The organism is Streptomyces sp. NPDC028907 (assembly GCF_055564995.1).
Genome location: NZ_JBVHVE010000006.1, coordinates 138,216 through 159,930, shown reverse-complemented (window position 1 = coordinate 159,930; position 21,715 = coordinate 138,216). Strand labels below are relative to the sequence as shown.

General features: G+C 70.4%; 23 protein-coding genes. 10 read left to right on the top strand and 13 right to left on the bottom strand.

Translation table 11 applies throughout. The features are described 5' to 3' along the window. Nucleotides 1–191: 191 nt before the first annotated feature. The 6 genes from ACZ4UU_RS19775 to ACZ4UU_RS19750 all read left to right on the top strand — a co-directional run bounded on the left by ACZ4UU_RS19775 (nucleotide 192) and on the right by ACZ4UU_RS19750 (nucleotide 6,629). A complete protein-coding gene (locus ACZ4UU_RS19775; protein ID WP_468041358.1) occupies nucleotides 192–1,778 on the top strand; it encodes an ABC transporter ATP-binding protein in 1,587 nt (528 codons plus the stop codon). Beyond that, on the top strand, nucleotides 1,778–2,902 hold the full coding sequence (locus ACZ4UU_RS19770; protein ID WP_468041357.1) for an ABC transporter permease: 1,125 nt from the start codon (nucleotides 1,778–1,780) through the stop codon (nucleotides 2,900–2,902). Before ACZ4UU_RS19775 ends, ACZ4UU_RS19770 begins: the two co-directional genes overlap by 1 nt. Then, nucleotides 2,899–4,173, top strand: coding sequence for an ABC transporter permease (locus tag ACZ4UU_RS19765; protein ID WP_468041356.1), 1,275 nt, complete (start codon nucleotides 2,899–2,901; stop codon nucleotides 4,171–4,173). Before ACZ4UU_RS19770 ends, ACZ4UU_RS19765 begins: the two co-directional genes overlap by 4 nt. Next, nucleotides 4,170–4,577 carry a cytidine deaminase gene (locus tag ACZ4UU_RS19760; protein ID WP_468041354.1) on the top strand — a complete coding sequence of 136 codons (408 nt, stop codon included), beginning with the start codon at nucleotides 4,170–4,172 and terminating at the stop codon, nucleotides 4,575–4,577. Before ACZ4UU_RS19765 ends, ACZ4UU_RS19760 begins: the two co-directional genes overlap by 4 nt. A gap of 92 nt (nucleotides 4,578–4,669) precedes the next feature. Then, the gene (locus tag ACZ4UU_RS19755; RefSeq protein ID WP_471905080.1) at nucleotides 4,670–5,947 is read left to right on the top strand and encodes a thymidine phosphorylase; all 1,278 of its coding nucleotides are present in this window, start codon (nucleotides 4,670–4,672) and stop codon (nucleotides 5,945–5,947) included. Between the two features lie 94 nt (nucleotides 5,948–6,041). After that, nucleotides 6,042–6,629 (top strand): Uma2 family endonuclease, encoded by a 588-nt coding sequence (locus ACZ4UU_RS19750; RefSeq protein ID WP_468041353.1) that lies wholly within the window; start codon nucleotides 6,042–6,044, stop codon nucleotides 6,627–6,629. A gap of 6 nt (nucleotides 6,630–6,635) precedes the next feature. Here ACZ4UU_RS19750 and ACZ4UU_RS19745 read toward each other — a convergent pair whose 3' ends face one another. Continuing rightward, nucleotides 6,636–6,791: a hypothetical protein gene (locus tag ACZ4UU_RS19745; protein ID WP_471905102.1), complete on the bottom strand. Its 156-nt coding sequence runs from the start codon at nucleotides 6,789–6,791 to the stop codon at nucleotides 6,636–6,638. On the opposite strand from ACZ4UU_RS19745, the gene ACZ4UU_RS19740 reads away from it, so the two are divergent. Further along, nucleotides 6,748–7,134: an STAS domain-containing protein gene (locus ACZ4UU_RS19740; RefSeq protein ID WP_468041352.1), complete on the top strand. Its 387-nt coding sequence runs from the start codon at nucleotides 6,748–6,750 to the stop codon at nucleotides 7,132–7,134. The two genes, ACZ4UU_RS19745 and ACZ4UU_RS19740, sit on opposite strands and share 44 nt — an antisense overlap. On the opposite strand, the gene ACZ4UU_RS19735 is transcribed toward ACZ4UU_RS19740, so the two are convergent. From ACZ4UU_RS19735 to ACZ4UU_RS19725, 3 genes are all read right to left on the bottom strand, one after another. Next, nucleotides 7,018–8,034, bottom strand: a complete 1,017-nt coding sequence (locus ACZ4UU_RS19735) for a sigma-70 family RNA polymerase sigma factor (RefSeq protein WP_468041350.1) — start codon at nucleotides 8,032–8,034, stop codon at nucleotides 7,018–7,020. The two genes, ACZ4UU_RS19740 and ACZ4UU_RS19735, sit on opposite strands and share 117 nt — an antisense overlap. Before the next feature lie 198 nt (nucleotides 8,035–8,232). Then, a complete protein-coding gene (locus tag ACZ4UU_RS19730; RefSeq protein ID WP_468041349.1) occupies nucleotides 8,233–8,631 on the bottom strand; it encodes an ATP-binding protein in 399 nt (132 codons plus the stop codon). Between the two features lie 138 nt (nucleotides 8,632–8,769). Then, on the bottom strand, nucleotides 8,770–9,933 hold the full coding sequence (locus ACZ4UU_RS19725; RefSeq protein WP_468041348.1) for an adenosine deaminase: 1,164 nt from the start codon (nucleotides 9,931–9,933) through the stop codon (nucleotides 8,770–8,772). Between the two features lie 197 nt (nucleotides 9,934–10,130). Here ACZ4UU_RS19725 and ACZ4UU_RS19720 point away from each other — a divergent pair, with 197 nt between their 5' ends. After that, nucleotides 10,131–10,892, top strand: coding sequence for an alpha/beta hydrolase (locus ACZ4UU_RS19720; RefSeq protein WP_468041347.1), 762 nt, complete (start codon nucleotides 10,131–10,133; stop codon nucleotides 10,890–10,892). Nucleotides 10,893–10,989: 97 nt separating this feature from the next. Here the strand turns inward: ACZ4UU_RS19720 and ACZ4UU_RS19715 are convergent, their stop codons facing one another. After that, nucleotides 10,990–11,940: a LysR family transcriptional regulator gene (locus ACZ4UU_RS19715; RefSeq protein ID WP_468041346.1), complete on the bottom strand. Its 951-nt coding sequence runs from the start codon at nucleotides 11,938–11,940 to the stop codon at nucleotides 10,990–10,992. Nucleotides 11,941–12,003: 63 nt separating this feature from the next. On the opposite strand from ACZ4UU_RS19715, the gene ACZ4UU_RS19710 reads away from it, so the two are divergent. Then, nucleotides 12,004–13,278, top strand: a complete 1,275-nt coding sequence (locus ACZ4UU_RS19710) for an MFS transporter (protein ID WP_468041344.1) — start codon at nucleotides 12,004–12,006, stop codon at nucleotides 13,276–13,278. A 57-nt stretch (nucleotides 13,279–13,335) separates the two neighbouring features. Here ACZ4UU_RS19710 and ACZ4UU_RS19705 read toward each other — a convergent pair whose 3' ends face one another. From ACZ4UU_RS19705 to afsQ1, 5 genes are all read right to left on the bottom strand, one after another. Then, entirely contained in the window at nucleotides 13,336–13,542 is a 207-nt protein-coding gene (locus ACZ4UU_RS19705) for a PspC domain-containing protein (protein WP_468041342.1), read from the bottom strand. 107 nt (nucleotides 13,543–13,649) lie between these two features. Further along, on the bottom strand, nucleotides 13,650–14,201 hold the full coding sequence (locus tag ACZ4UU_RS19700; RefSeq protein WP_468041341.1) for a VanZ family protein: 552 nt from the start codon (nucleotides 14,199–14,201) through the stop codon (nucleotides 13,650–13,652). A 161-nt stretch (nucleotides 14,202–14,362) separates the two neighbouring features. Further along, nucleotides 14,363–14,968, bottom strand: coding sequence for a hypothetical protein (locus ACZ4UU_RS19695; protein WP_468041340.1), 606 nt, complete (start codon nucleotides 14,966–14,968; stop codon nucleotides 14,363–14,365). Next, nucleotides 14,968–16,530 (bottom strand): ATP-binding protein, encoded by a 1,563-nt coding sequence (locus tag ACZ4UU_RS19690; RefSeq protein ID WP_468041338.1) that lies wholly within the window; start codon nucleotides 16,528–16,530, stop codon nucleotides 14,968–14,970. The genes ACZ4UU_RS19695 and ACZ4UU_RS19690 overlap by 1 nt, the downstream gene beginning before the upstream one ends. After that, nucleotides 16,527–17,204, bottom strand: coding sequence for a two-component system response regulator AfsQ1 (gene afsQ1 / locus ACZ4UU_RS19685; protein ID WP_062722075.1), 678 nt, complete (start codon nucleotides 17,202–17,204; stop codon nucleotides 16,527–16,529). The genes ACZ4UU_RS19690 and afsQ1 overlap by 4 nt, the downstream gene beginning before the upstream one ends. Nucleotides 17,205–17,480: 276 nt before the next feature. Here afsQ1 and ACZ4UU_RS19680 point away from each other — a divergent pair, with 276 nt between their 5' ends. Further along, the gene (locus ACZ4UU_RS19680) at nucleotides 17,481–18,251 is read left to right on the top strand and encodes a SigE family RNA polymerase sigma factor (RefSeq protein ID WP_468041336.1); all 771 of its coding nucleotides are present in this window, start codon (nucleotides 17,481–17,483) and stop codon (nucleotides 18,249–18,251) included. 331 nt (nucleotides 18,252–18,582) lie between these two features. On the opposite strand, the gene ACZ4UU_RS19675 is transcribed toward ACZ4UU_RS19680, so the two are convergent. From ACZ4UU_RS19675 to ACZ4UU_RS19665, 3 genes are all read right to left on the bottom strand, one after another. Beyond that, nucleotides 18,583–19,218: a uridine kinase family protein gene (locus tag ACZ4UU_RS19675; RefSeq protein ID WP_468041335.1), complete on the bottom strand. Its 636-nt coding sequence runs from the start codon at nucleotides 19,216–19,218 to the stop codon at nucleotides 18,583–18,585. Nucleotides 19,219–19,369: 151 nt separating this feature from the next. Beyond that, nucleotides 19,370–20,284 (bottom strand): aldehyde dehydrogenase family protein, encoded by a 915-nt coding sequence (locus ACZ4UU_RS19670; protein WP_468041333.1) that lies wholly within the window; start codon nucleotides 20,282–20,284, stop codon nucleotides 19,370–19,372. Continuing rightward, complete coding sequence (locus ACZ4UU_RS19665) at nucleotides 20,277–21,713, bottom strand: aldehyde dehydrogenase family protein (RefSeq protein ID WP_468041332.1); 1,437 nt, start codon at nucleotides 21,711–21,713, stop codon at nucleotides 20,277–20,279. Before ACZ4UU_RS19665 ends, ACZ4UU_RS19670 begins: the two co-directional genes overlap by 8 nt. Nucleotides 21,714–21,715: the final 2 nt, after the last annotated feature.

The following is a 21,715-nucleotide window of genomic DNA, read 5'->3' as shown; positions in this document are numbered from 1 at the left end:
GGGGTTACGTCCGCTCGACGGGGTACGGGGAGGAGCTCCCGAGGGAGGCTTCCCCGTACCCCGTCGTCGCGGTGCGTCGGCCCCCTGTCAGGCCATAGGGGCGCTACGCGCGTAGACGACCCCCGTCCCCAGGAGAGTGCGCCATCAACGCGTCCAGCAGCCCTCCGGCCGGCGCGGCGGTCAACGGTCAGGTGACCGCCGTCGAACTCGCCGGGATCACCAAGCGATTCCCCGGTGTCGTCGCCAACCACGACATCCACCTCACCGTCCGCAAGGGCACCGTCCACGCCCTCGTCGGCGAGAACGGCGCCGGCAAGTCGACGCTGATGAAGATCCTCTACGGCATGCAGAAGCCGGACGAGGGCACCATCGCCGTCGACGGCGAGAAGGTCACCTTCTCTTCCCCGGCCGACGCCATCGTCCGCGGCATCGGCATGGTCCACCAGCACTTTATGCTCGCCGACAATCTCACGGTCCTCGAGAACGTCGTCCTCGGCAGCGAGAAGCTGTACGGCATCGGCGCCAAGGCCCGCCGGAAGATCAAGGAGATCTCCGACCGCTACGGCCTCGGCGTACGGCCCGACCGCCTGGTCGAGGAGCTGGGTGTCGCCGCCCGCCAGCGCGTGGAGATCCTCAAGGTCCTCTACCGCGGCGCCACCACGCTGATCCTCGACGAGCCCACGGCCGTGCTCGTGCCGCAGGAGGTGGACGCGCTCTTCGACAACCTGCGCGAGCTCAAGGCCGAGGGCCTGTCGGTCATCTTCATCTCCCACAAGCTGGGCGAGGTGCTCTCCGTCGCCGACGAGATCACCGTCATCCGCCGCGGTACGACCGTCGGTACGGCCGTCCCCGCCGAGACCACTCCGAAGCAGCTGGCCGAGATGATGGTCGGCAGCGAGCTGCCCACGCCGGAGACCGCCGAGTCCACGGTCACCGACCGCCCGGTCATCTCCGTCGACAAGCTGCGCCTGGAAGCGGCCGGCGGCAAGGCCCTGCTGGACGACATCACCTTCACCATCCACGCGGGCGAGGTCCTGGGCATCGCCGGCGTCGAGGGCAACGGCCAGACCGAGCTGGTCGACGCGCTCATCGGCCTCAAGCACGCCGACTCCGGCACGATCAAGCTGGCCGACGAGGAGATCACCGGCTGGGTCACCCGCAAGCGCCGCGAGCAGGGCATCGGCTACATCCCCGAGGACCGCCACCGCCACGGCCTGCTCCTGGAGGCCCCCCTCTGGGAGAACCGCATCCTCGGCCACGTCACCGAGAAGCCCAACGCCAAGGGCGTCTGGCTGGACCCCAAGGCCGCGCAGGCCGACACCCGCCGCATCGTCGAGGCGTACGACGTCCGCACCCCCGGCATCGACGTCACCGCCGCCTCACTGTCCGGCGGCAACCAGCAGAAGCTGATCGTCGGCCGCGAGATGAGCCACAAGCCGCGCTTCCTGATCGCCGCGCACCCCACCCGTGGTGTGGACGTCGGCGCGCAGGCCGCGATCTGGGACCACATCCGCGAGGCCCGCCGCGAGGGCCTGGCCGTGCTGCTGATCTCCGCCGACCTGGACGAGCTGATCGGTCTGTCCGACACCCTCCGCGTGATCTACAACGGCAAGCTGGTCGCGGACGCCGACCCCGCCACCATCACCCCGGAGGAACTGGGCTCGGCCATGACCGGTGCCGCGACCGGCCACCTGGAACACGACGAGAACGCCGAGCCCGGCGCAGACACCCCCGAGATCCGCAAGTCTCCCGAGGCTCCGGAAGACGAGGCCCGCTGATGAAGAAGTTCGACAAGGAGCGCGTGCTCCTCGCGGTGGCCGGCCCGGTCATCGCGCTCGCCGTGGCCTTCGTGCTCAGCGCGATCGTGCTGCTCGCCTCGGGCAAGAACCCCGTCGAGCCGTTCTCGATCATGTTCGAGCAGGCCACCTACTCCGACATCCAGGTCCTGATCCTCAACCAGGCCTCGATGTACTACATCGCGGCGCTCGCGGTGGCCATCGGCTTCCGGATGAACCTGTTCAACATCGGCGTCGACGGCCAGTACCAGCTCGCCGCCATGATCGCCGCGGTCGTCGGCGCGCACATGGACCTGCCCGCGTTCATCCAGGTGCCCCTGCTGCTCCTGGCCGCCGCTCTCACCGGCTCGCTGTGGGCCGGTATCGCCGGTGTCCTGAAGGTCACCCGCGGGGTCAGCGAGGTCGTCGCGACGATCATGCTCAACGCGGTCGCCGTCTCGCTCATCTCCTACATGTGGCTGCCCAACGTCTTCGGCGTGAAGGTCGGCAACAACAGCACCACGGGCGAGATGTACGAGTCCGGCTGGATCCCCGGCATCGACCTGGGCGACGCAGGCGAGATCTACGGACTGATCGTCCTTGCCGCGCTGCTCGGCATCGCCTACTGGGTCGTCCTCCACCGCACCCGCTTCGGCTTCGACCTGCGCGCCTCCGGCGCCTCGCAGACCGCCGCCGCGGCCAGCGGAGTCAACCCCAAGCGCATGGTGCTCAGCGCCATGCTGATCTCCGGTGCCGTCGCCGGTCTGGCGGGTCTGCCGATCCTGATGGGCGACACCCACACCTTCAGCCGCAGCTTCCCCACCGGCATCGGCTTCCTCGGCATCGGCATCGCACTGCTGGGCCGCAACAGCCCGGTCGGCATCGCCTTCGCCTCCCTGCTGTGGGCCTGGCTCGACAAGGCCTCGCCGGAGCTGGACTTCCACGGCTACGACAAGGAGATCGCGGTGATCATGCAGGGCATCATCGTGCTCGCGGTCGTCGTCTCCTACGAGTCCGTCCGGGAATGGAGCCTGCGCCGCCAGCAGCGCCGGGTCGGCGCGGAACTGGCCGCCGGTCACGTCCTCGGCGCCGACAACAACACCACGAAGGAGGTGGCTGGCCGATGACTGCCCCGACCTCAGCGGTTGATGTCAACCAGCCCACGCTGCAGCCCGCGGCTCCCACCGGCCGCCGCCTCTCGTGGCCCGTGCTGCTGCTGGTCATCGCCGGAGCCCTGGCGCTGACCTCGATCGTCCGCATCATCACCGGCGCCGACGGCATCACCAACGTCAGCCAGATGTCCACCGCGCTCCAGCTCGCCGTGCCGATCGGCCTCGCCGGTCTCGGCGGTCTGTGGGCCGAGCGGGCCGGCGTCGTCAACATCGGCCTAGAGGGCATGATGATCCTCGGCACCTGGTTCGGCGCGTGGGCCGGCTTCCAGTGGGGCCCGTGGACCGGTGTCGTCGTCGGCATCATCGGCGGCTGCATCGGCGGCATCCTGCACGCCATCGCCACCGTCACCTTCCGGGTGAACCACATCGTCTCCGGTGTGGCGATCAACATCCTCGCCCTCGGCATCACCCGCTACCTCGCGCCTCTCGCCTTCGAGGGCCACGCGGGCGGCTCCGCCAAGCAGTCCCCGGCGGTCGATACCCTCGGCCACTTCACCGTGCCGGGCCTGTCCGACGGGCTGCGGGACCTGAACAACCAGGGCTGGTTCTTCATCTCGGACATCGCCGGTCTGCTCGGCGGCCTGGTCACCAACGTCTCCTGGCTGACCCTGATCGCCATCGCGCTGATCCCCGCCACCTGGTGGATCCTGTGGCGCACCGCCTTCGGTCTGCGGCTGCGCTCCTGCGGTGAGAACCCGGTCGCGGCCGAGTCCCTCGGCGTCAACGTCTACAAGTACAAGTACATCGCCGTGATCATCTCCGGCGGCCTGGCCGGCCTCGGTGGCGTCTTCCTGTCCATCGTCGCCAACCCCTTCTACCTGGAGGGCCAGGTCAGCGGCCGCGGCTACATCGGCCTCGCGGCGATGATCTTCGGCAACTGGATGCCGGGCGGCCTCGCCCTGGGCGCCGGCCTGTTCGGCTACACCGACAGCCTCAACCTGCGCGGCGGCTCGACCAACGTCCACGCCCTGCTGCTGCTCGGCGCGCTGCTGCTGATCATCGGCGCGATCTGGCTGGTCATCACCAAGAAGTACGCCTCCTCGATGATCACCGCGGTCGTCGGCGCCCTGGTCTTCGCCTGGTACGCCACCACCAACGAGGTCCCGAACCAGGTCGTCTCCGCCACGCCGTACGTCATCACCCTCGTCGTCCTCACCTTGTCCGCGCAACGCCTGCGGATGCCGAAGGCGGACGGTCTGCCGTACAAGAAGGGCCAGGGCAAGTGACCTCGCCCGCCTCCCCCGACGTCGACTGGGACGAGCTGCGCGCGGCGGCCCGGGACGCCATGTCCCGGGCGTACGCCCCGTACTCCGGCTACCCGGTCGGCGTCGCGGCCCTCGTCGACGACGGCCGTACGATCACCGGCTGCAACGTGGAGAACGCCTCGTACGGCCTCGCCCTGTGCGCCGAGTGCGGGCTGGTCTCCGAGTTGCAGAACTCGGGGGGCGGCCGGCTGACGCACTTCACCTGTGTGGACGGCAAGGGCGACATCCTCGTCCCGTGCGGCCGCTGCCGCCAGCTGCTGTACGAGTTCGGCGGCCCGGATCTGCTGCTGGAGACCCCGGCGGGCATCCTGCCGCTCTCGGAGATGCTGCCCCAGGCCTTCGGGCCGGGCCACCTCAGCAAGTAACTCCCGTGCGGCCCCTCCGAGTCGCTCCACGCGACCGGCTCGGAGGGGCCGTACGGCTTCTGGAACCCTCGGAAGGAAGCCAAGCCATGGCCATGGACGCCATCTCCGTCATCCGCACCAAGCGGGACCGCGGTGAGCTCAGCGACGCACAGATCGACTGGGTCATCGACGCGTACACCCGCGGGGAGGTCGCCGACGAGCAGATGTCCGCGCTCGCCATGGCGATCCTGCTCAACGGCATGAACCGCGGCGAGATCGCCCGCTGGACGGCGGCGATGATCGCGAGCGGCGAGCGCATGGACTTCTCGTCCCTGTCACGCCCGACCGCCGACAAGCACTCCACGGGCGGAGTCGGCGACAAGATCACCCTCCCGCTGGCCCCCCTCGTGGCGGCCTGCGGTGCCGCCGTCCCCCAGCTGTCGGGCCGCGGCCTCGGCCACACGGGCGGCACGCTGGACAAGCTGGAGTCGATCCCGGGCTGGCGCGCCCTCCTCTCCAACGAGGAGATGCTGAACGTCCTGGACACCACCGGCGCGGTGATCTGTGCGGCGGGCGACGGCCTGGCCCCGGCGGACAAGAAGCTGTACGCGCTGCGGGACGTCACCGGCACGGTCGAGGCGATCCCGCTGATCGCCTCGTCGATCATGTCCAAGAAGATCGCGGAGGGCACCGGCTCGCTGGTCCTGGACGTGAAGGTCGGCACGGGCGCCTTCATGAAGACCATCGAGGACGCGCGGGAGCTGGCCTCCACGATGGTGGGCCTGGGCACGGACCACGGCGTGAAGACGGTCGCCCTCCTCACGGACATGTCCACGCCGCTCGGCCTCACGGCGGGCAACGCGCTGGAGGTCCGCGAGTCGGTCGAGGTCCTGGCGGGCGGCGGCCCCTCCGACGTCGTGGAGCTGACGATCGCCCTGGCCAGGGAGATGCTGGACGCGGCCGGTGTACGTGACGCCGACCCGGCCAAGGCCCTGGCCGATGGTTCCGCGATGGACGTCTGGCGGCGCATGATCGCGGCCCAGGGCGGCGACCCGGACGCGGAACTGCCGGTCGCCCGCGAACAGCACGTGATCAAGGCCCCGTCCTCCGGCGTCCTGACCCGCCTCGACGCCTACGACATCGGCGTCGCCGCCTGGCGCCTCGGTGCCGGCCGCGCCCGCAAGGAGGACCCGGTCCAGGCAGGCGCGGGCATCGAACTCCACGCCAAGCCGGGCGACACGGTGACCGAGGGCCAGCCCCTGCTGACCCTGCACACCGACACCCCGGAGCGCTTCGAGTACGCGCTCCAGTCCGTGGCGGGCTCGTACGACATCGCGGCACCGGGGACGGACTTCACGGCGTCGCCGGTGGTGCTGGAACGTATCGCCTGACCAGGGGTTTCCTCGTACGGGTGAACGGGATCGGTGGACCGCCGCCGGTCCCGTTCGGCATGCTGGGATCGGTGACGACCGATTGGAGACCGCCATGAGCGCACTCGCCGCCGAGTCCGGCTCCCCTGGGAGCACGGACTGGGACGAGCTCGTCCGTGTCTGGGAGGAGACGGACGCCCCCGAGGGCAGCAAGGTGGAGATCATCGAAGGGATCGTCACCGTGTCGCCTCCGCCGTCCGAAGAGCACAACGACATTGCTGAGCTGGTTCAGCGTCGCCTGTACACGGCGATTCCAGACGACTGGGGCATCTACCAGACACTCGGCCTCACGTGCCCCGAGACGGGCGGGCTCTTCATCCCCGACCGGTGCGTGGTGCCGCAGGCCGCCCTGCGCCGCGGCACGCGCGTGCATGCCGGCGAAGCCGAACTCGTCGTGGAGGTCACGTCCAAGAACAACGCGAACCACGATCGCATCAAGAAGGCCCACGGCTACGCCGTGGCGGGCGTGCCGTTCTACCTCCTCCTGGACGCCTGGCAGTCGGGGCGTCCCACGGCGACGCTCTACGGAGAACCGCGAAGCGGCACCTACCGAGTCCTCGCTTCGGTGGAGTACGGCGAACAACTCACGCTGCCCGCACCGTTCAAGCTGGACCTCGATACGGGCATCTTCCCGCTGAGCTGACCCGTTTCACCCCGGCAAGGCCGCCACCACCCTCGCCACACGGAAGGCCGGCTTGGTGAGGACCTCACGTCCGCGCACGCCGACGTAGCCGCGCAGGCCGATCACTTGGCCCACCCCGATGAGTTCCGCCCGCCCGCCCGGTCTACCGGTCGTGGATGCCATGACACCCGCTGTACTCGTGCTGGCCGGCCCCGTCACCCGGGACGAGGTGCCAGGGCTCTGCGACGCCGTACGGGCCCGGCTGGAAGCCACCGGGGCCAGAGTCGTGGTGTGCGACGTCGGAGGGCTCGGGCCACCGGGACTGGGCGTCGTGGACCTGTTGGCCCGGCTGCAGCTGACCGCCCGGCGAGCCGGCGGCCGGATACGGCTGCGCGACCCGGACCCCGCGCTACACGCCCTCCTCGACCTGGTCGGACTCCGCTTCGAGGTGGAGGGGGAGGTCGAACAGCGGGAACCAGCGCTTGGTGTCGAGGAAGCAGTGGAACCCGGTGATCCGGCCGTCTGAGATCTCCAGCACCTGCACCGCCCACGGGCTGAAGCCGCCCGCCTCCGGGTCCGGCTTGTACTGGGCGAAGCCCGGCAGCCCGTTGACCTGGACCGGCACCAGACGTGAACCCGCGCAGGGGGCGCCCAGCGTCGTCATGAAGCCGGTGATGTCCCGGACACCGGTCAGCCACAGGTCGAACGGCGGCATCGTCATGATGGCGTCCTCGTGCAGCAGCGCCGTGAGCGCCGTCATGTCATAGCCCTCGAAGGCGGCGACATACCGCTCCAGCAGCTTCTGCTGCTCCTCGTCCAGCGGGTCGGACGCCACGGCGTCGCTGCCCGGCTGCCGCTGCTCGGCGAGCGTCGCACGCGCCCGCTGAAGCGCGCTGTTGACCGACGCGACCGTCGTACCGAGCAGCTCGGCGACCTCGCTCGCCTTCCAGGCCAGCACCTCGCGCAGGATCAGCACCGCCCGCTGCTTGGCCGGCAACTGCTGGAGGGCCGCCATGAAGGCGAGCCGCACCGACTCCTTGGCGACCGCCGCCTCCGCCGGGTCGTCCGTCGTGGGCAGCACCCGGCTGTCCGGCATCGGCTCCAGCCACGTGTTGTCCGGCCGGGGAGACAGCGCCGCCTGCGCGAGCGGCGTCGACTCCGTGAGGTCCATCGGCCGCGCCCGCTTGTTGCCCGCGGTCAGCATGTCCAGGCACACGTTCGTCGCGATGCGGTAGAGCCACGACCGGAGACTGGAGCGCCCCTCGAACTTGTCGTAGCTCCGCCATGCGCGCACCATCGTGTCCTGCACCGCGTCCTCGGCCTCGAAGGAGGAACCCAGCATGCGGTAGCAGTACCCGGTCAGTTCGACGCGGTGTTTCTCCAGCCTGACGTCGAGGTCCGTCGTCGTCGCCGTGCCGTTGCTCATCGTCCACCCACCCCTGTGGCCGTATCCCGTCGGACGCCTCGTCGCGCCCAACACTTCGGAAGCTACCGCAGCCCACTGACAATGGCCCCCGGAGTGGACGAAGCAGCAGGTCAACAGGGCCCGGTACGGCACGCACGCGCCGCTGGGGCGCAACCCTGCGAAAGGGCGCGCCCCAGCGGCACGGGGGAGCGGGGCGGATCAGGCCAGCGGAACGCCGTTCACCGGCAGGCCCTGGGTGGGCAGACCCTGCACCGGCAGACCACCCAGCAGGCCCTCGGCCCCGGCGGCCGGGCCACCGGCGAGCAGGGCCGGGCCACCGGCCAGCGCCTGCTCCGCGGCCGGCTGCGCGGCGGACAGTCCGGCGCCGAGCGCCTCCTGACCCTGGGCCAGGCCCGCACCACCCTGGGCAAGGCCCGCCCCGGCGGTGGGGCCCGCCTGGGAGAGCTGCTCGGCCGGGAGCGCGCTGGTGACGGTGCCCAGCGCCGCGCCCGCGGCGTCCGGGGAGACCGGCGCGGCGTTCGCGGCACCCGCGCCCGCGGCGGCGAAGGCGGCACCGAGGGCGGCGACACCGAGGGTCTTGGCAGCAGACTGCTTCATGAAAGTAAGTCCTCGAAATTCGTTACGGGGTTGTGAGCGGTTCTCGACCGTAAACACGCCCTGCCCGCCGCCGCAAACATCGAAATGCGGACGGATTGTGAATGGCGTCCGCATTCCGTGTGCGCGAGGGATCCCCGGTCACTCCTCCTCGGCCTCAGAACCGCTGGTAGAGGTGGTCTGCCGGAACAGCCATTCGGACTTGAGTTCGGCATATCCGGGCTTGATCACGTCATTGATCATCGCCAGTCGTTCATCGAAAGGAATGAACGATGATTTCATCGCATTGACGGAGAACCACTGCATGTCGTCGAGCGTGTAACCGAATGCGTCGACAAGATGCTCGAATTCCCGGCTCATGCTGGTGTGGGACATGAGGCGGTTGTCGGTGTTCACGGTGGCCCGGAAGTGCAGCCGGCGCAGCAGCCCGATGGGGTGGTCCGCGTAGGACTCGGCGGCGCCCGTCTGGAGGTTGGAGCTGGGGCACAGCTCCAGCGGGATGCGCTTGTCCCGTACGTACGAGGCGAGCCGGCCGAGCTTCACCGATCCGTCGGCGTGCACCTGGATGTCGTCGATGATGCGCACCCCGTGTCCGAGCCGGTCGGCGCCGCACCACTGGAGGGCCTGCCAGATCGACGGCAGGCCGAATGCCTCGCCCGCGTGGATGGTGAAGTGGTTGTTCTCCCGCTTGAGGTACTCGAAGGCGTCCAGATGCCGGGTCGGCGGGTGACCGGCCTCGGCGCCCGCGATGTCGAAGCCGACGACGCCCAGGTCGCGATAGCGGTTGGCGAGTTCGGCGATCTCCAGCGCGCGGGCCGCGTGCCGCATCGCGGTGAGCAGCGCGCCGACGCGGATGCGGTGGCCGTTCTCCCGCGCGATCCGCTCGCCCTCGCGGAAGCCCTCGTTGACGGCCTCGACGACCTCTTCGAGGCTGAGCCCGCCCTCGAGGTGCTGCTCGGGCGCGTACCGCACCTCGGCGTAGACGACGCCGTCCTCGGCGAGGTCCTCGGCGCACTCGCGCGCGACCCGGACCAGGGCGTCGCGGGTCTGCATCACGCCGACGGTGTGCGAGAAGGTCTCCAGGTACCGCTCCAGGGAGCCGGAGTCGGCCGCCTCGTGGAACCAGACGCCGAGCTTGTCCGGGTCGGTCTCGGGGAGTTGGGAGTAGCCCGACGCGCGGGCGAGATCGACGATCGTGCCGGGGCGGAGCCCGCCGTCGAGATGGTCGTGCAGCAGAACCTTCGGCGCCCGGCGGATCTGGTCCGAGCTCGGGATGTTCGCCTTCTGGGCAGTCTGGCTCGTCATTTCCGCACTCTAACGCCTACGCGCGTAGAGAGCGCTTCATCGCTCGTCCGCCGCTCGGGGCCCGTCGCCCGTCCGTCCCCCCGGTCCGTCGGCTCTTTCGCCGCTCGCCTCGTTTTTCCGCTTTACACATCCGTCGATACGTAACGGTGACCCCACGGACGGGTGGCGTACACCCTCGCTTCTGACACTGTTCTGTCATGGCACAGCAAGCGACGCCGGTGCGCAGGGTCCGGCTGGGCAAGGCGATCGGGCCGGAGCCGACGGCGGTGAGCGGGGTGGTCCTCCTGCTCCCCGCAGGTGACGAAGTGTCACATCGCAAGCCGACGGCGTTGTTGGCGCCCTCCTACCTGCGGACCCTGGGGCGCCGGCTGACGCGCGCCGGGCGCGGGGAGGGGCTCGCCACGCATGTCGTCCACTACCGGTTCCGTGGGTGGAACGGCAGCGACGCGAACCAGGTGAGCGACGCGTTGTGGGCCGCCGACGAGGTCGTACGGCGCTATGGGGACGTTCCCGTGTGCCTGGCCGGGGTCGACATGGGCGGCCGGGCGGCCCTGCGGGCCGGGGGGCACGAGGCCGTCAACTCCGTGCTGGCGATCGCGCCTTGGCTGCCGGAGGAGGACGTGGCCGCGTCGCCCGAACCGGTGAAGCAGCTCGGGGGGCGGCGGGTGATGATCGTGCACGGCACGAACGACGAGCGGACCGATCCCGAACTGTCGTTCCGGCTGGCTGCGCGGGCGAAGAAGGCGAACCGGGACGTGTGCCGGTTCGAAGTGCACTCCGATCGGCACGGGTTGCAGCAGCACCGGGACGAAGTCCTGGCCCTGGCCGAGGACTTCGTGATGGGGGTGTTGTTCGGGAGGGTGTTCTCGCGGCCTGTCGTCGACGCGTTTGCGGCTCCGCCGCCGCTGGGGCTGCGGATGCCGTTGGCCGCGGGGTTCGGTAAGTCGTTGCGACGGTAGCGTCGTTGAGGTGTGGGGTTCGTCGGCGGGTGCGGGTGCTTCGTGGCTGGTCGCGCCCACGCGGCGGAGCCGCATATCGATGCAGCCCCGCGCCCCTTCAGGGCAGAAGACTTCCCCTTCTTGAGAGCAAGAACTTCTTGAAGGCGGCCACGGGGGGTGTGTCCGGGCGGTCGGCCATCCAGGCGACGCCGATCTCGCGTGCCGCCCGTGGTGCCGTGACCGTCAGTTCCATGACCCCCGGGCGGGGCACCGCGGGTGGAGGCAGGAGGGCCACTCCCAGGCCTGCCGCCACCAGCCCCCTCAGCGTCTCCGCCTCCTCGCCCTCGAAGGCGATGCGGGGCTTGAAGCCTGCTTCCTGGCAGAGGTCGTCGGTGATCCGGCGAAGGCCGTAGCCGGGTTCCAGGGTTACGAAGATCTCGTCGGAGGCCTCCGCCAGACGGACGCGTTTACGGGCGGCCAGGCGGTGGTCGGCGGGAACGACCAGACGGAGTTTCTGTTCGTCGAGGCGGCGGGCGACCAGGTCGGGGGCGTCCGGGACGGGGGACGTCAGGCAGAGGTCGAGCTCGCCCGCGCGCAGGCGTTCGAGCATGGCCTCGCCGTAGTTCTGGACCAGGCTGAAGCGGACGCGGGGGTGGTCGGCGCGGAAGGCGTGCAGGAGGCCCGGGACCGTTTCGGCGCCCATGGTGTGCAGGAAGCCGAAGGCGACCTTGCCGGTGGCCGGGTCGGCGTCGGCGCGGACCTCGTCGGCGGCGCGCGCGATCTCGGCGAGGGCGCGTTCGACCGAGGTGAGGAAGGTGCGGCCGGCGGGGGTCAGGGAGACCGTACGGCCGTGGCGGGCGAACAGGTCGACGCCCAGGTCCTGTTCCAGACGGGCCATGGCCCGCGACAGCGTGGACTGCGGGACCTGCAGCTCCTGGGCGGCCCGGGTGACGTGCTCGGTGCGGGCCACGCCGGCGAAGTGGGCGAGGCGCGGGGCGAGCAACATCGTCATGTCTTCTGTGTCACTGGACGGTGACAGTCGAGGCTGTGAGCTGTACTGATGCGCCATGGGAACGATTATGGCCAATCCATGCATTGGACGGATCAGTGGGGGCGTACGTAGCTTCGAAGCATGTCTCCCGCCAGTACCGGGGCGTCCACCACCGTGGGCGCCGCACCCGTAGTCCCCGTCGTCGACTCCCGTATGGCCCCGGGCGGCCCCGGCTACCGCCGGATGAGCTTCGCCCTCTTCCTCGCCGGTGTCGCGACCTTCGCGCTTCTCTACTCCACACAGGCCCTTCTGCCGCTGATCTCCAACGACCTCGGGGTGGCGGCGAGCGAGGCGAGCTGGACGGTGGCGGCCGCGACGGGCGGACTGGCGCTGTTCGTCCTGCCCATGAGCGCGCTGTCGGAGCGGTTCGGACGCCGTACGGTCATGACGGCCTCGCTGGCCGTCGCGGTGATCGTCGGCCTGCTGGTCCCCCTCGCCCCCAACCTGACCGCCCTGGTCGTGCTACGGGCCGTACAAGGTGCCGCGCTGGCCGGTCTGCCGGCGTCGGCGACGGCGTACCTCGCCGAGGAGGTCCGGCCGAAGGCGCTGGTCACGGCGATCGGCCTGTTCGTCGCCGGCAACAGCGTCGGCGGTATGAGCGGCCGGGTCATCACCGGCTGGGTCGCGCAGGAATGGGGCTGGCGGGTCGCCCTCGGTGTCATCGGCGTGATCGCGGTCGCCTGCGCCGTCGCCTTCCGGCTGCTGCTCCCCGCGCCACGCCACTTCAAGCCGGGCTCGCTGCGGCCGCGGGTGCTCGCACGTACGGTCCGTGACCACCTCGGCGACCCGCTGCTGTGCCGGCTGTACGCCATCGGCGCCCTGTTCATGACGGTCTTCGGCGGCGTGTACACCGTGATCGGCTACCGCCTGACGCAGGCGCCGTTCTCGCTGCCGCAGGGCATCGTCGGCTCGATCTTCCTGGTGTACCTGGTCGGTACGGTGTCGGCGTCGACGGCCGGGCGGCTGGTGGGCCGCCTGGGCCGGCGGGGCGCGCTGTACGCGGCGGGCGCCACGACGGCCGCGGGGCTGCTGCTCTCCCTGGCGGGGTCCCTGCCGCTGGTCCTGCTCGGTCTGGTCCTCATCACCGGCGGCTTCTTCGCCGGGCACGCGGTGGCGTCCTCGGCGGTCAGCAAGACGGCCACGCGGGGGCGCGCCCAGGCCTCGGCGCTGTACCAGTCCGCCTACTACATCGGCTCCAGCGCGGGCAGCACGGTCGGTGCCGTCGCCTTCCACGCGGGCGGCTGGGCCGGGACCGTCGGGGTGGGACTGCTGGCGGTGCTCGGTGTCGTGACGATCACGGTGTTCGGGACGCGGGCCGCTCGGGTGGCGCGTCGGGAGCTGGCTGCGGCTGCCTGAGCCGGTCGTGCGTGCGCCCCGCCGGGGGGAGGCGGGGCGCACTGGTTTTCTGGTGGGTTACCAGGCTGCGCGTGTCTTCGCCTTGTCCTCCGAGGGCAGCAGGATCCAGAGGGCTATGTAGAGGAGAAACTGCGGGCCCGGGAGCAGGCAGGAGATCAGGAAGATCACGCGCATCGTCGTCGCGGAGGTGCCGAAGCGCCGTGCCAGCGCGGCGCACACTCCGCCGATCATGCGGCCCTGGGTGGGTCGGGTGAGCGCGGTCATGGTGCGGCTCCTTCGCGAGCGTCGGTCTGAGGCTCCTTGCGGGGCCTCGTGAGGAGGTTCCTCAACTGACATCAACGCTACGGCGACGAACCGGGCAAAGCGTCACTCTACGGAGCTATCCCGACCCTGGGAATCGTCGGGGTCCGACCCTGAGAGGGCTCCTCCTGCGGGACGGTCGCCCGGTGGGCGCGATCGGACCTGCGGCGGAGCCAGGCCCGGGCGGCCGGGACGATCGTGGCGTGGGCGAGGCCCACGCCGACCGTGTTCAGCAGCAGTGAGTCGACGTCGACCATCTGGCCGGGTACGCCCGTCTGGAGCAGTTCGATGGCCAGGGAGATCAGGGCACCGGCGGCGACCGTGCGGACCAGGGAGCCGAGAGGGGAGGCGTCAGCCCTGCCGTGGGCCATCGGGATCAGCACGCCCAGCGGTGCGAGAAGCGCCAGGCCCTCGATGATGCGGCGGGCCGCCTCCTGCCAGCCGAGGGCCAGGTCGGCTCTGATGCCGGCGAAGGGTTGCAGGTTGGCGGGCATCACCCAGGGGACGTCCAGGGGGCGCAGCGTGAGCCAGGCGACGAACGCGAGGTGCGCGGCCAGGAGGACACCCCCAGTCGCACGGATGCGGATCACGGCGCTGCCGCCGATGGAGCCTTGACGCTGCACGCCTCCCTAGACGCGTGGGGCGGGGGGATCGGTTCCGGGGATGCCCGCGGGTGCCTCCGGCGGTCGGGCGGGGGTGGCTGCGGCGGCCCCTTGTGGTGGGTGGGGGTTCGCGTAGCGCCTGGGCGTGCGTTGTGGGTCGGGGCCGTGGGGGTGCGGGGGTGTCAGGTGTCCGATACGTCTGTGGACGGGGGCTCGTTGGTGCCTGGTCTGGTGCGGACCTCGTCCGTGCACTCGTAGCGGCGTGGGGGAGTGGTGGTGGGGCCGCCCAGGATGACCGAGCCGTCGCCCTCCGCGGCTGTGGAGTCGGAGAAGGTGCAGACGATCTGGGCCAAAGCGTATGAGGTGAGGTTGTCGGGGGCTGTGCTCAGGTGGAGGGTCTCGTCGGGGTCGCCCGGGCGGGGGCCGGTCACGCCCATGGCGCCTCGGACGTCCGTGGTGTAGCCGGCCTCCTTCTCGGCTGTCGAGGGGGTTGCCTCCAGCTCGTCGAGGAGGCCCTGGGCCAGCAGGACGCGGCGGGCCGAGTCCGCGGTGCCGTCGGGGACGCGTACGGTGCGGTCGACCGCCACCAGTTGGGAGCCGCACAGGAGGAACACCTGGACCGGGAGGCCGCGCGCCGCCTGCGTCGACACGTTCGGTTCGGAGAGCGAGCAGTGCACGCGTGAGGGGGCGGGGCCGAAGTTGGTGGGGACCTCCGTGGACCGTATGCCGCATCCGGTCAGCAGGGCGGCGCCTGTCACGGAGAGCGCCAGCAGGTGGCGTACGTTCATCAGGCGTCCCCCTTCTTCTCGCCCTGGCCGTTGGTCTGTTCCGCCAGTTCCGAGGCGTCCCGGGGCAGGCGCAGGGTGAACACCGCGCCGCCCTCGGGGGAGTTGGCGGCCGTGATCTCGCCGCCGTGGATGTGGGCGTTCTCCAGGGCGATGGACAGGCCGAGGCCGCTGCCCTCGGAGCGGGGGCGGGAGGCGCTGGCCTTGTAGAAGCGGTCGAAGACGTGCGGGAGGACGTCCTCGGGGATGCCCGGGCCGTGGTCCTGGACCTGGATCACCAGTGCGTCCTCCGCTTCCCGGACCGAGACGCGGACCGGGGAGCCGCCGTGCTTGAGGGCGTTGCCGATGAGGTTGGCCAGGATGACGTCGAGGCGGCGGGGGTCCAGGCGGGCCATGATGCCGCGCTCGGCGTCGAGGTCCACCGCGTCCAGCCAGGCTCGGGCGTCGATGCAGGCCGTGATCTGGTCGGCGATGTCGACGTGGTCGAGGACCAGGCGTGCGGTGCCCGCGTCGAAACGGGTGACCTCCATCAGGTTCTCGACCAGGTCGTTGAGGCGGCGGGTCTCGCTGACGACGAGGCGTACGGCGGGTTCGATCATGGGGTCCATGGATCCGGAGTCCGCCTCCAGCTCCTCCTCCAGGACCTCGGTGACGGCCGTGATCGCGGTCAGGGGCGTGCGCAGTTCGTGGGACATGTCGGCCACGAAGCGCCGTGACGCCTCGTCACGCGAGGCCATGTCCGCGACCCGCTTCTCCAGCGCCTCGGCGGCGTTGTTGAAGGTCCGGGAGAGGTCGGCGAGTTCGTCCGTGCCGGAGACTCTCAGGCGGGTGTCCAGCTTGCCCTCGCCCAGGCGGCGGGCGGCGACGCCGAGCCGCTGCACCGGCTTCAGTACGGTCGTGGCGGCCGCCTGAGCCAGTAGTGCGGAGCCGATCAGGGCGAGGCCCGTGGCGATACCGAGGGACCAGGCCAGCGAGTTGAGGTCCTTGGCCTCCTGCTCCAGGGACTTCATCATGTAGCCGGTCGGACCGCCGCCGATCACCTTCGTACCGGCGATCAGATACGGCGTGTCGTCCTCCACGATCCGCTGCCAGTACAGGTGGTACTCGGCCTTGTTGGAGGAGTTGAGCTCCTGTTTCTCGTTCACGGCCGCGCGCAGGGACTCGGGCACGTCCGCGAGGGTGAAGCCGTCCAGGCCGCCGGAACTGCCGTAGGCGGGCTTGCCCTCGGCGTCCTGGGCGACGAGCAGGACGCTGAAGCGCTGGCTGCTGTTGGCCATCTGACCGGCCGTGTGCTGGAGCTCGTCCTGCGTCGGCTCCGTGGGCAGCAGGCCCGCACGGTTCTGCATCTCCTGCTCGAAGTCGCGCAGCACCGCGTCCTGGGTACGGGTGAGGACCGCCTCGCGGTTGAGCCAGTACGCGATGCCCGACGCGGACACGGCAGCCGTCAGCGCGACCAGACCGAAAACCACTACCAGCCGCAGTCGCAGGCTGGTGAAACGCAGCCTCGACCACACTCCCTTGCGAGCCGCGCCCCAGCCGCGGAAACCCCCTTGCGCCTTGGTCACTGAGGCGCGTCCAGGCGGTAGCCGACACCACGGACCGTACGGATCAGAGTGGGGGAGGACGGGACGTCCTCGACCTTGGCGCGCAGGCGCTGCACACAGGCGTCGACCAGGCGTGAGTCTCCCAGGTAGTCGTGCTCCCAGACCAGACGCAGGAGCTGCTGGCGGGACAGGGCCTGGCCCGGCCGGCGGCTCAGTTCCAGCAGCAGACGCAGCTCGGTCGGGGTGAGCTGGAGGTCCTCGCCGTTCTTCGTCACGGTCATCGCCGCGCGGTCGATGACCAGGCTGCCGAAGCTCGCCGCGTCGTTCGACTCGCGTTCCCCGCGTCGCAGCACGGCCCGGATCCGGGCGTCGAGGACCCGCCCCTGCACGGGTTTGACGACGTAGTCGTCCGCGCCGGACTCCAGTCCGACCACGACGTCGATGTCGTCGCTGCGCGCGGTCAGCAGGATGATCGGCAGCTGGTCCGTGCGCCGGATGCGCCGGCACACCTCGAAGCCGTCGATGCCGGGCAGCATCACGTCCAGCACGATCAGGTCCGGCCGCTGCTCGCGCAGCAGTTTCAGACCGTCCTCGCCGGTGGCAGCGGTGGCCACCCGGTGTCCCTGGCGCGTCAGTGAGAGCTCCAGGGCCGTACGGATGGCGTCGTCGTCCTCGATCAGCAACAGGGAAGGCACGGGGGTCATTCTGGCCCATGCGGGGCGGTCTTTCGACACCTGTACGAGCTGTACGGCTACGCGCACGTAGCGCTCATGACTGTGCCCGGGCTGTCGTGCGCCTGGGGGCCGGCTCTGACGCCGGCCCCTGTGACAGGTCTGTGACAGTCGGCGGACACGGCCATGAAGGTGCCCGGGCAAGCTTTTCGGCACAGGCAAGACAGCAAGTCGCACCACAGCATCACCACAGCAAGACGAACGAGCAGAACACCGGAAGTCCACGACGGGGGGCGCGAGATGAACACGCTGCACGGCACCAGCAACAGCGCAGTGATCACGCGTCTGCACGACGTGAACGGGGGCCGGGGTTCGGAGAAGTCCGGTGCCGTGAGCGGGCGGGGGTGCGCTCGCGGCGCCGGGCGTCAGCACACCGCGTACATGACGGTGGTTGACGGTTTCACGGGGGAGCCCGCGACGGTAGCCGCTATGGGTACGGTCGGAGGAGCCGCGTACAGGGAGGACTCGGGGGAGCGGCGTCGCTCGCTGTCGGAGGCGGAGTTCACCGCCTACGTCCAGGAGCGCCGCGCCTCCCTGTACGCAACCGCCTACCACCTGACCGGTGACCGTTTCGAGGCCGAGGACCTGCTGCAGAGCGCGCTGTTCTCGACGTACCGGGCCTGGGACCGGATCAGCGACAAGGCCGCGGTCGGGGGCTACCTGCGGCGGACGATGACGAACCTGCACATCAGCGCCTGGCGCCGCCGCAAGCTGAACGAATACCCGACCGAGGAGCTGCCGGAGACGCCCGGCGACACGGACGCGATGCGCGGCACCGAGCTGCGCGCGGTCCTGTGGCAGGCGCTCGCCCGGCTCCCCGAACTCCAGCGCACGATGCTGGTCCTGAGGTACTACGAGGGCCGCACCGACCCGGAGATCGCGGAGATCCTCGACATCAGTGTCGGCACGGTGAAGTCCAGCATCTGGCGCTCGCTCCGCCGGCTGCGCGAGGACGAGGTCCTCAGCTTCGGCCGTGACGAGGAGGACGCCTTCGGGGAGCTCGTCGCCTGAAGGTACGGGGGGACCGCATCCGGGGGGATGCAGCGGGGGAGCGGTGAGAAGTGGGGGGACCCACGGGGGCTGGGGGGCTCACGGGGGACCAACGGGGGAAAACGGGGGGTGCTCCACCACGGGGGAAGCGGTGGAGCACAACGACAGCGGGGCTGGAGGGCCGGGGGGTCCGTCCAGTCCCGCTTCGCTGTGTGCTCAGCGGACCTCATGAGGGTCGCTCCGGCGGGCGTGTCGCCCGCGACGTCCAGGTAGCCGCGGCTGTCGTAGGTCACCAGGTACGCACACGATGCCCCGGCGGCACCGACCACGACGCGGCAGGCGCCTTCTTCGTTCAGCCGGCCGGCGTCGCCGCCGGGCGGCGGCCCGCCGCGGCCGCGGTGAGGCGGCCGAGGGCCTCGTCGCGGTCGCAGGCGTAGGCGCCCAGGGAGGTCTGGTGGGCGATGATCGACTGCTCCAGGCGCATCAGGCGCCAGCCGCGGCGCAGCAGGAAGGGCACCGACTTGCGGCCCTCCTTCAGATCGCGCAGGAACCGGCGGCGGAAGGTCGTCACCGGGCCCCGGCTCAGACACAGCGCGTCGGCCAGCACACCGAGCTCCCGGCAGCGCGTCACGATCTCGGCGGCGAAGATGCCCTCCGCGATGAACACCGGCGTACGCCCGATCTCGACGGTCTCCTCGCCGGTACGGGCGCTGAGCGAGATGTCGTACAGCGGCACGTTCGTACGGCCCGTGCGGCACAGCTCCGCGATGGCCGCCACGGCCGTGTCGGCGTCCCACGAGTCCGGGTGGTCCCAGTCGATGTCGGCGCTCCCGGGGACCTGCGGCAGGGTCGGGTCGCCGGCCTCTTTGTAGAAGTCGTCGAGCCGCAGCACCGGAAGCCCGGAACGGGCGGCGAGAAGGGACTTGCCGGAGCCGGAAGGGCCGCAGAGCAGCACGACTCGCGTCGGTATGGACGGATGGGAACTCACGGGACACCAGTCTGAGGCATGGTCCGGCCCGGGAACGACCCGGCGGACGGAGATTGAAGCGCGCGTCACACTCTGCCGAACGAGTGCAGAGGAAGAGGGCCGTGGCTCCTCCGGACGGAGAGGAGGCACGGCCCTCTGGTTTGGGGTGGGGTCAGTAGGACGAGCCCGAGGCGCCCAGGGAACCCGTCGGGTGCCAGACCGTCTTGGTCTCCAGGAAGGCCGTCATGCGGTCGAGGCCGGGGGTGGCCGCCCAGTCGTCCACAGGCTGTGGACGCAGGACTCGCTTGAGGTTGTCCGCCGCGGCGATCTCCAGCTCCTTGGCCAGGATGTCGTCGGCGCCCGCGAGGTCGATCGCGTTGACGTCCTGGTGCGCGGCCAGTGGCGTCGCGATCTCCGCCGTACGGCCGGAGAGGACGTTGACCACGCCGCCGGGCAGGTCGGAGGTGGCCAGGACCTCGCCGAGGGAGAGTGCGGGGAGAGGGGACTTCTCGGAGGCGATGACGATCGCCGTGTTGCCCGTGGCGATCACCGGCGCGACCACCGAGACCAGGCCCAGGAAGGACGACTCCTGCGGCGCGACGACCGCGACCACCCCCGTCGGCTCGGGGGAGGACAGGTTGAAGAACGGGCCCGCGACCGGGTTTCCGCCGCCGACCACCTGGGCGATCTTGTCGGTCCAGCCCGCGTACCAGACCCAGCGGTCGATCGCCGCGTCGACCTGCGCGGCCGCCTTCGACTTCGACAGGCCCTCCGCGTCGGCCACTTCACGGACGTACTGGTCGCGGCGGCCTTCCAGCATCTCGGCGATGCGGTAGAGGATCTGGCCGCGGTTGTAGGCGGTCGCCCCGGACCAGGCGCCGAACGCCTTGCGCGCGGCGACCACCGCGTCACGGGCGTCCTTGCGGGACGACAGGGGTACGTTCGCCAGCCAGTCGCCCTTCGAGTCCGTCACCTCGTACACCCGGCCGCTCTCGGAACGCGGGAACTTCCCGCCGACGTACAGCTTGTAGGTCTTGAAGACGGAGAGCCGCTCGGCGCGCTCGGTCTTGTCGTTCTTGTCAGACATCGAGGTACGCCTCCAGGCCGTGGCGGCCGCCCTCGCGGCCGAAGCCCGACTCCTTGTAGCCGCCGAACGGCGAGGTCGGGTCGAACTTGTTGAACGTGTTGGACCAGACGACACCGGCGCGGAGCTTGTTCGCGACGGCCAGGATCCGGGAGCCCTTCTCGGTCCAGATGCCGGCCGACAGGCCGTACGGCGTGTTGTTGGCCTTGGCGACCGCCTCGTCCGGCGTACGGAAGGTCAGGACCGACAGCACCGGGCCGAAGATCTCGTCGCGGGCGACGGTGTGCGCCTGGGTGACGTTCGTGAAGAGCGTCGGCGCGAACCAGTAGCCGCTCTCGGGCAGTTCGCAGGCCGGCGACCAGCGCTCGGCGCCCTCCGCCTCGCCCTGCTCGACGAGCGAGGTGATACGGGTGAGCTGCTCCTCGGAGTTGATCGCGCCGATGTCGGTGTTCTTGTCCAGCGGGTCGCCGAGACGGAGGGTCGACAGGCGGCGCTTCAGGGAGTCCAGCAGCTCGTCCTGGATCGACTCCTGGACGAGAAGGCGGCTGCCGGCGCAGCAGACCTGGCCCTGGTTGAAGAAGATCCCGTTGACGATGCCCTCGACGGCCTGGTCGATCGGGGCGTCGTCGAAGACGATGTTGGCGCCCTTGCCGCCCAGCTCCAGAGTGACCTTCTTGCGGGTGCCCGCGACGGTCCGCGCGATCTCCTTGCCGACGGCCGTGGAGCCGGTGAACGCGACCTTGTTCACGTCGGGGTGCGCGACGACCGCGGCGCCCGCGTCGCCGTAGCCGGGGAGGATGTTGACGACGCCCTTGGGCAGGCCCGCCTGACGGCAGATGTCCGCGAAGAACAGGGCGGACAGGGGGGTCGTCTCGGCGGGCTTGAGCACCACCGTGTTGCCGGTGGCGAGCGCCGGGGCGATCTTCCAGGCCAGCATCAGCAGCGGGAAGTTCCAGGGGATGACCTGGCCGGCGACGCCGAGCGGGCGGGGGTCGGTGCCGAAGCCCGCGTGGTCGAGCTTGTCGGCCCAGCCCGCGTAGTAGAAGAAGTGCGCGGCGACCAGGGGGAGGTCGGCGTCGCGGGTCTCCTTGATCGGCTTGCCGTTGTCCAGGGTTTCGAGGACGGCCAGCTCGCGCGAGCGCTCCTGGATGATCCGCGCGATGCGGAACAGGTACTTGGCGCGCTCGGCGCCGGGCAGCGCCGACCACTTCACGAAGGCCTTGCGCGCGGCCTTCACGGCGCGGTCCACGTCCGCCTCGCCGGCCTGGGCGATCTCGGCGAGGACCTCCTCGGTGGACGGGGAGACGGTCTTGAAGACCTTGCCGTCCGCCGCCTCCACGAACTCGCCGTCGATGAACAGGCCGTACGACGGCGCGATGTCGACGATCGAGCGGGACTCGGGAGCCGGTGCGTATTCGAATACCGATGCCATGG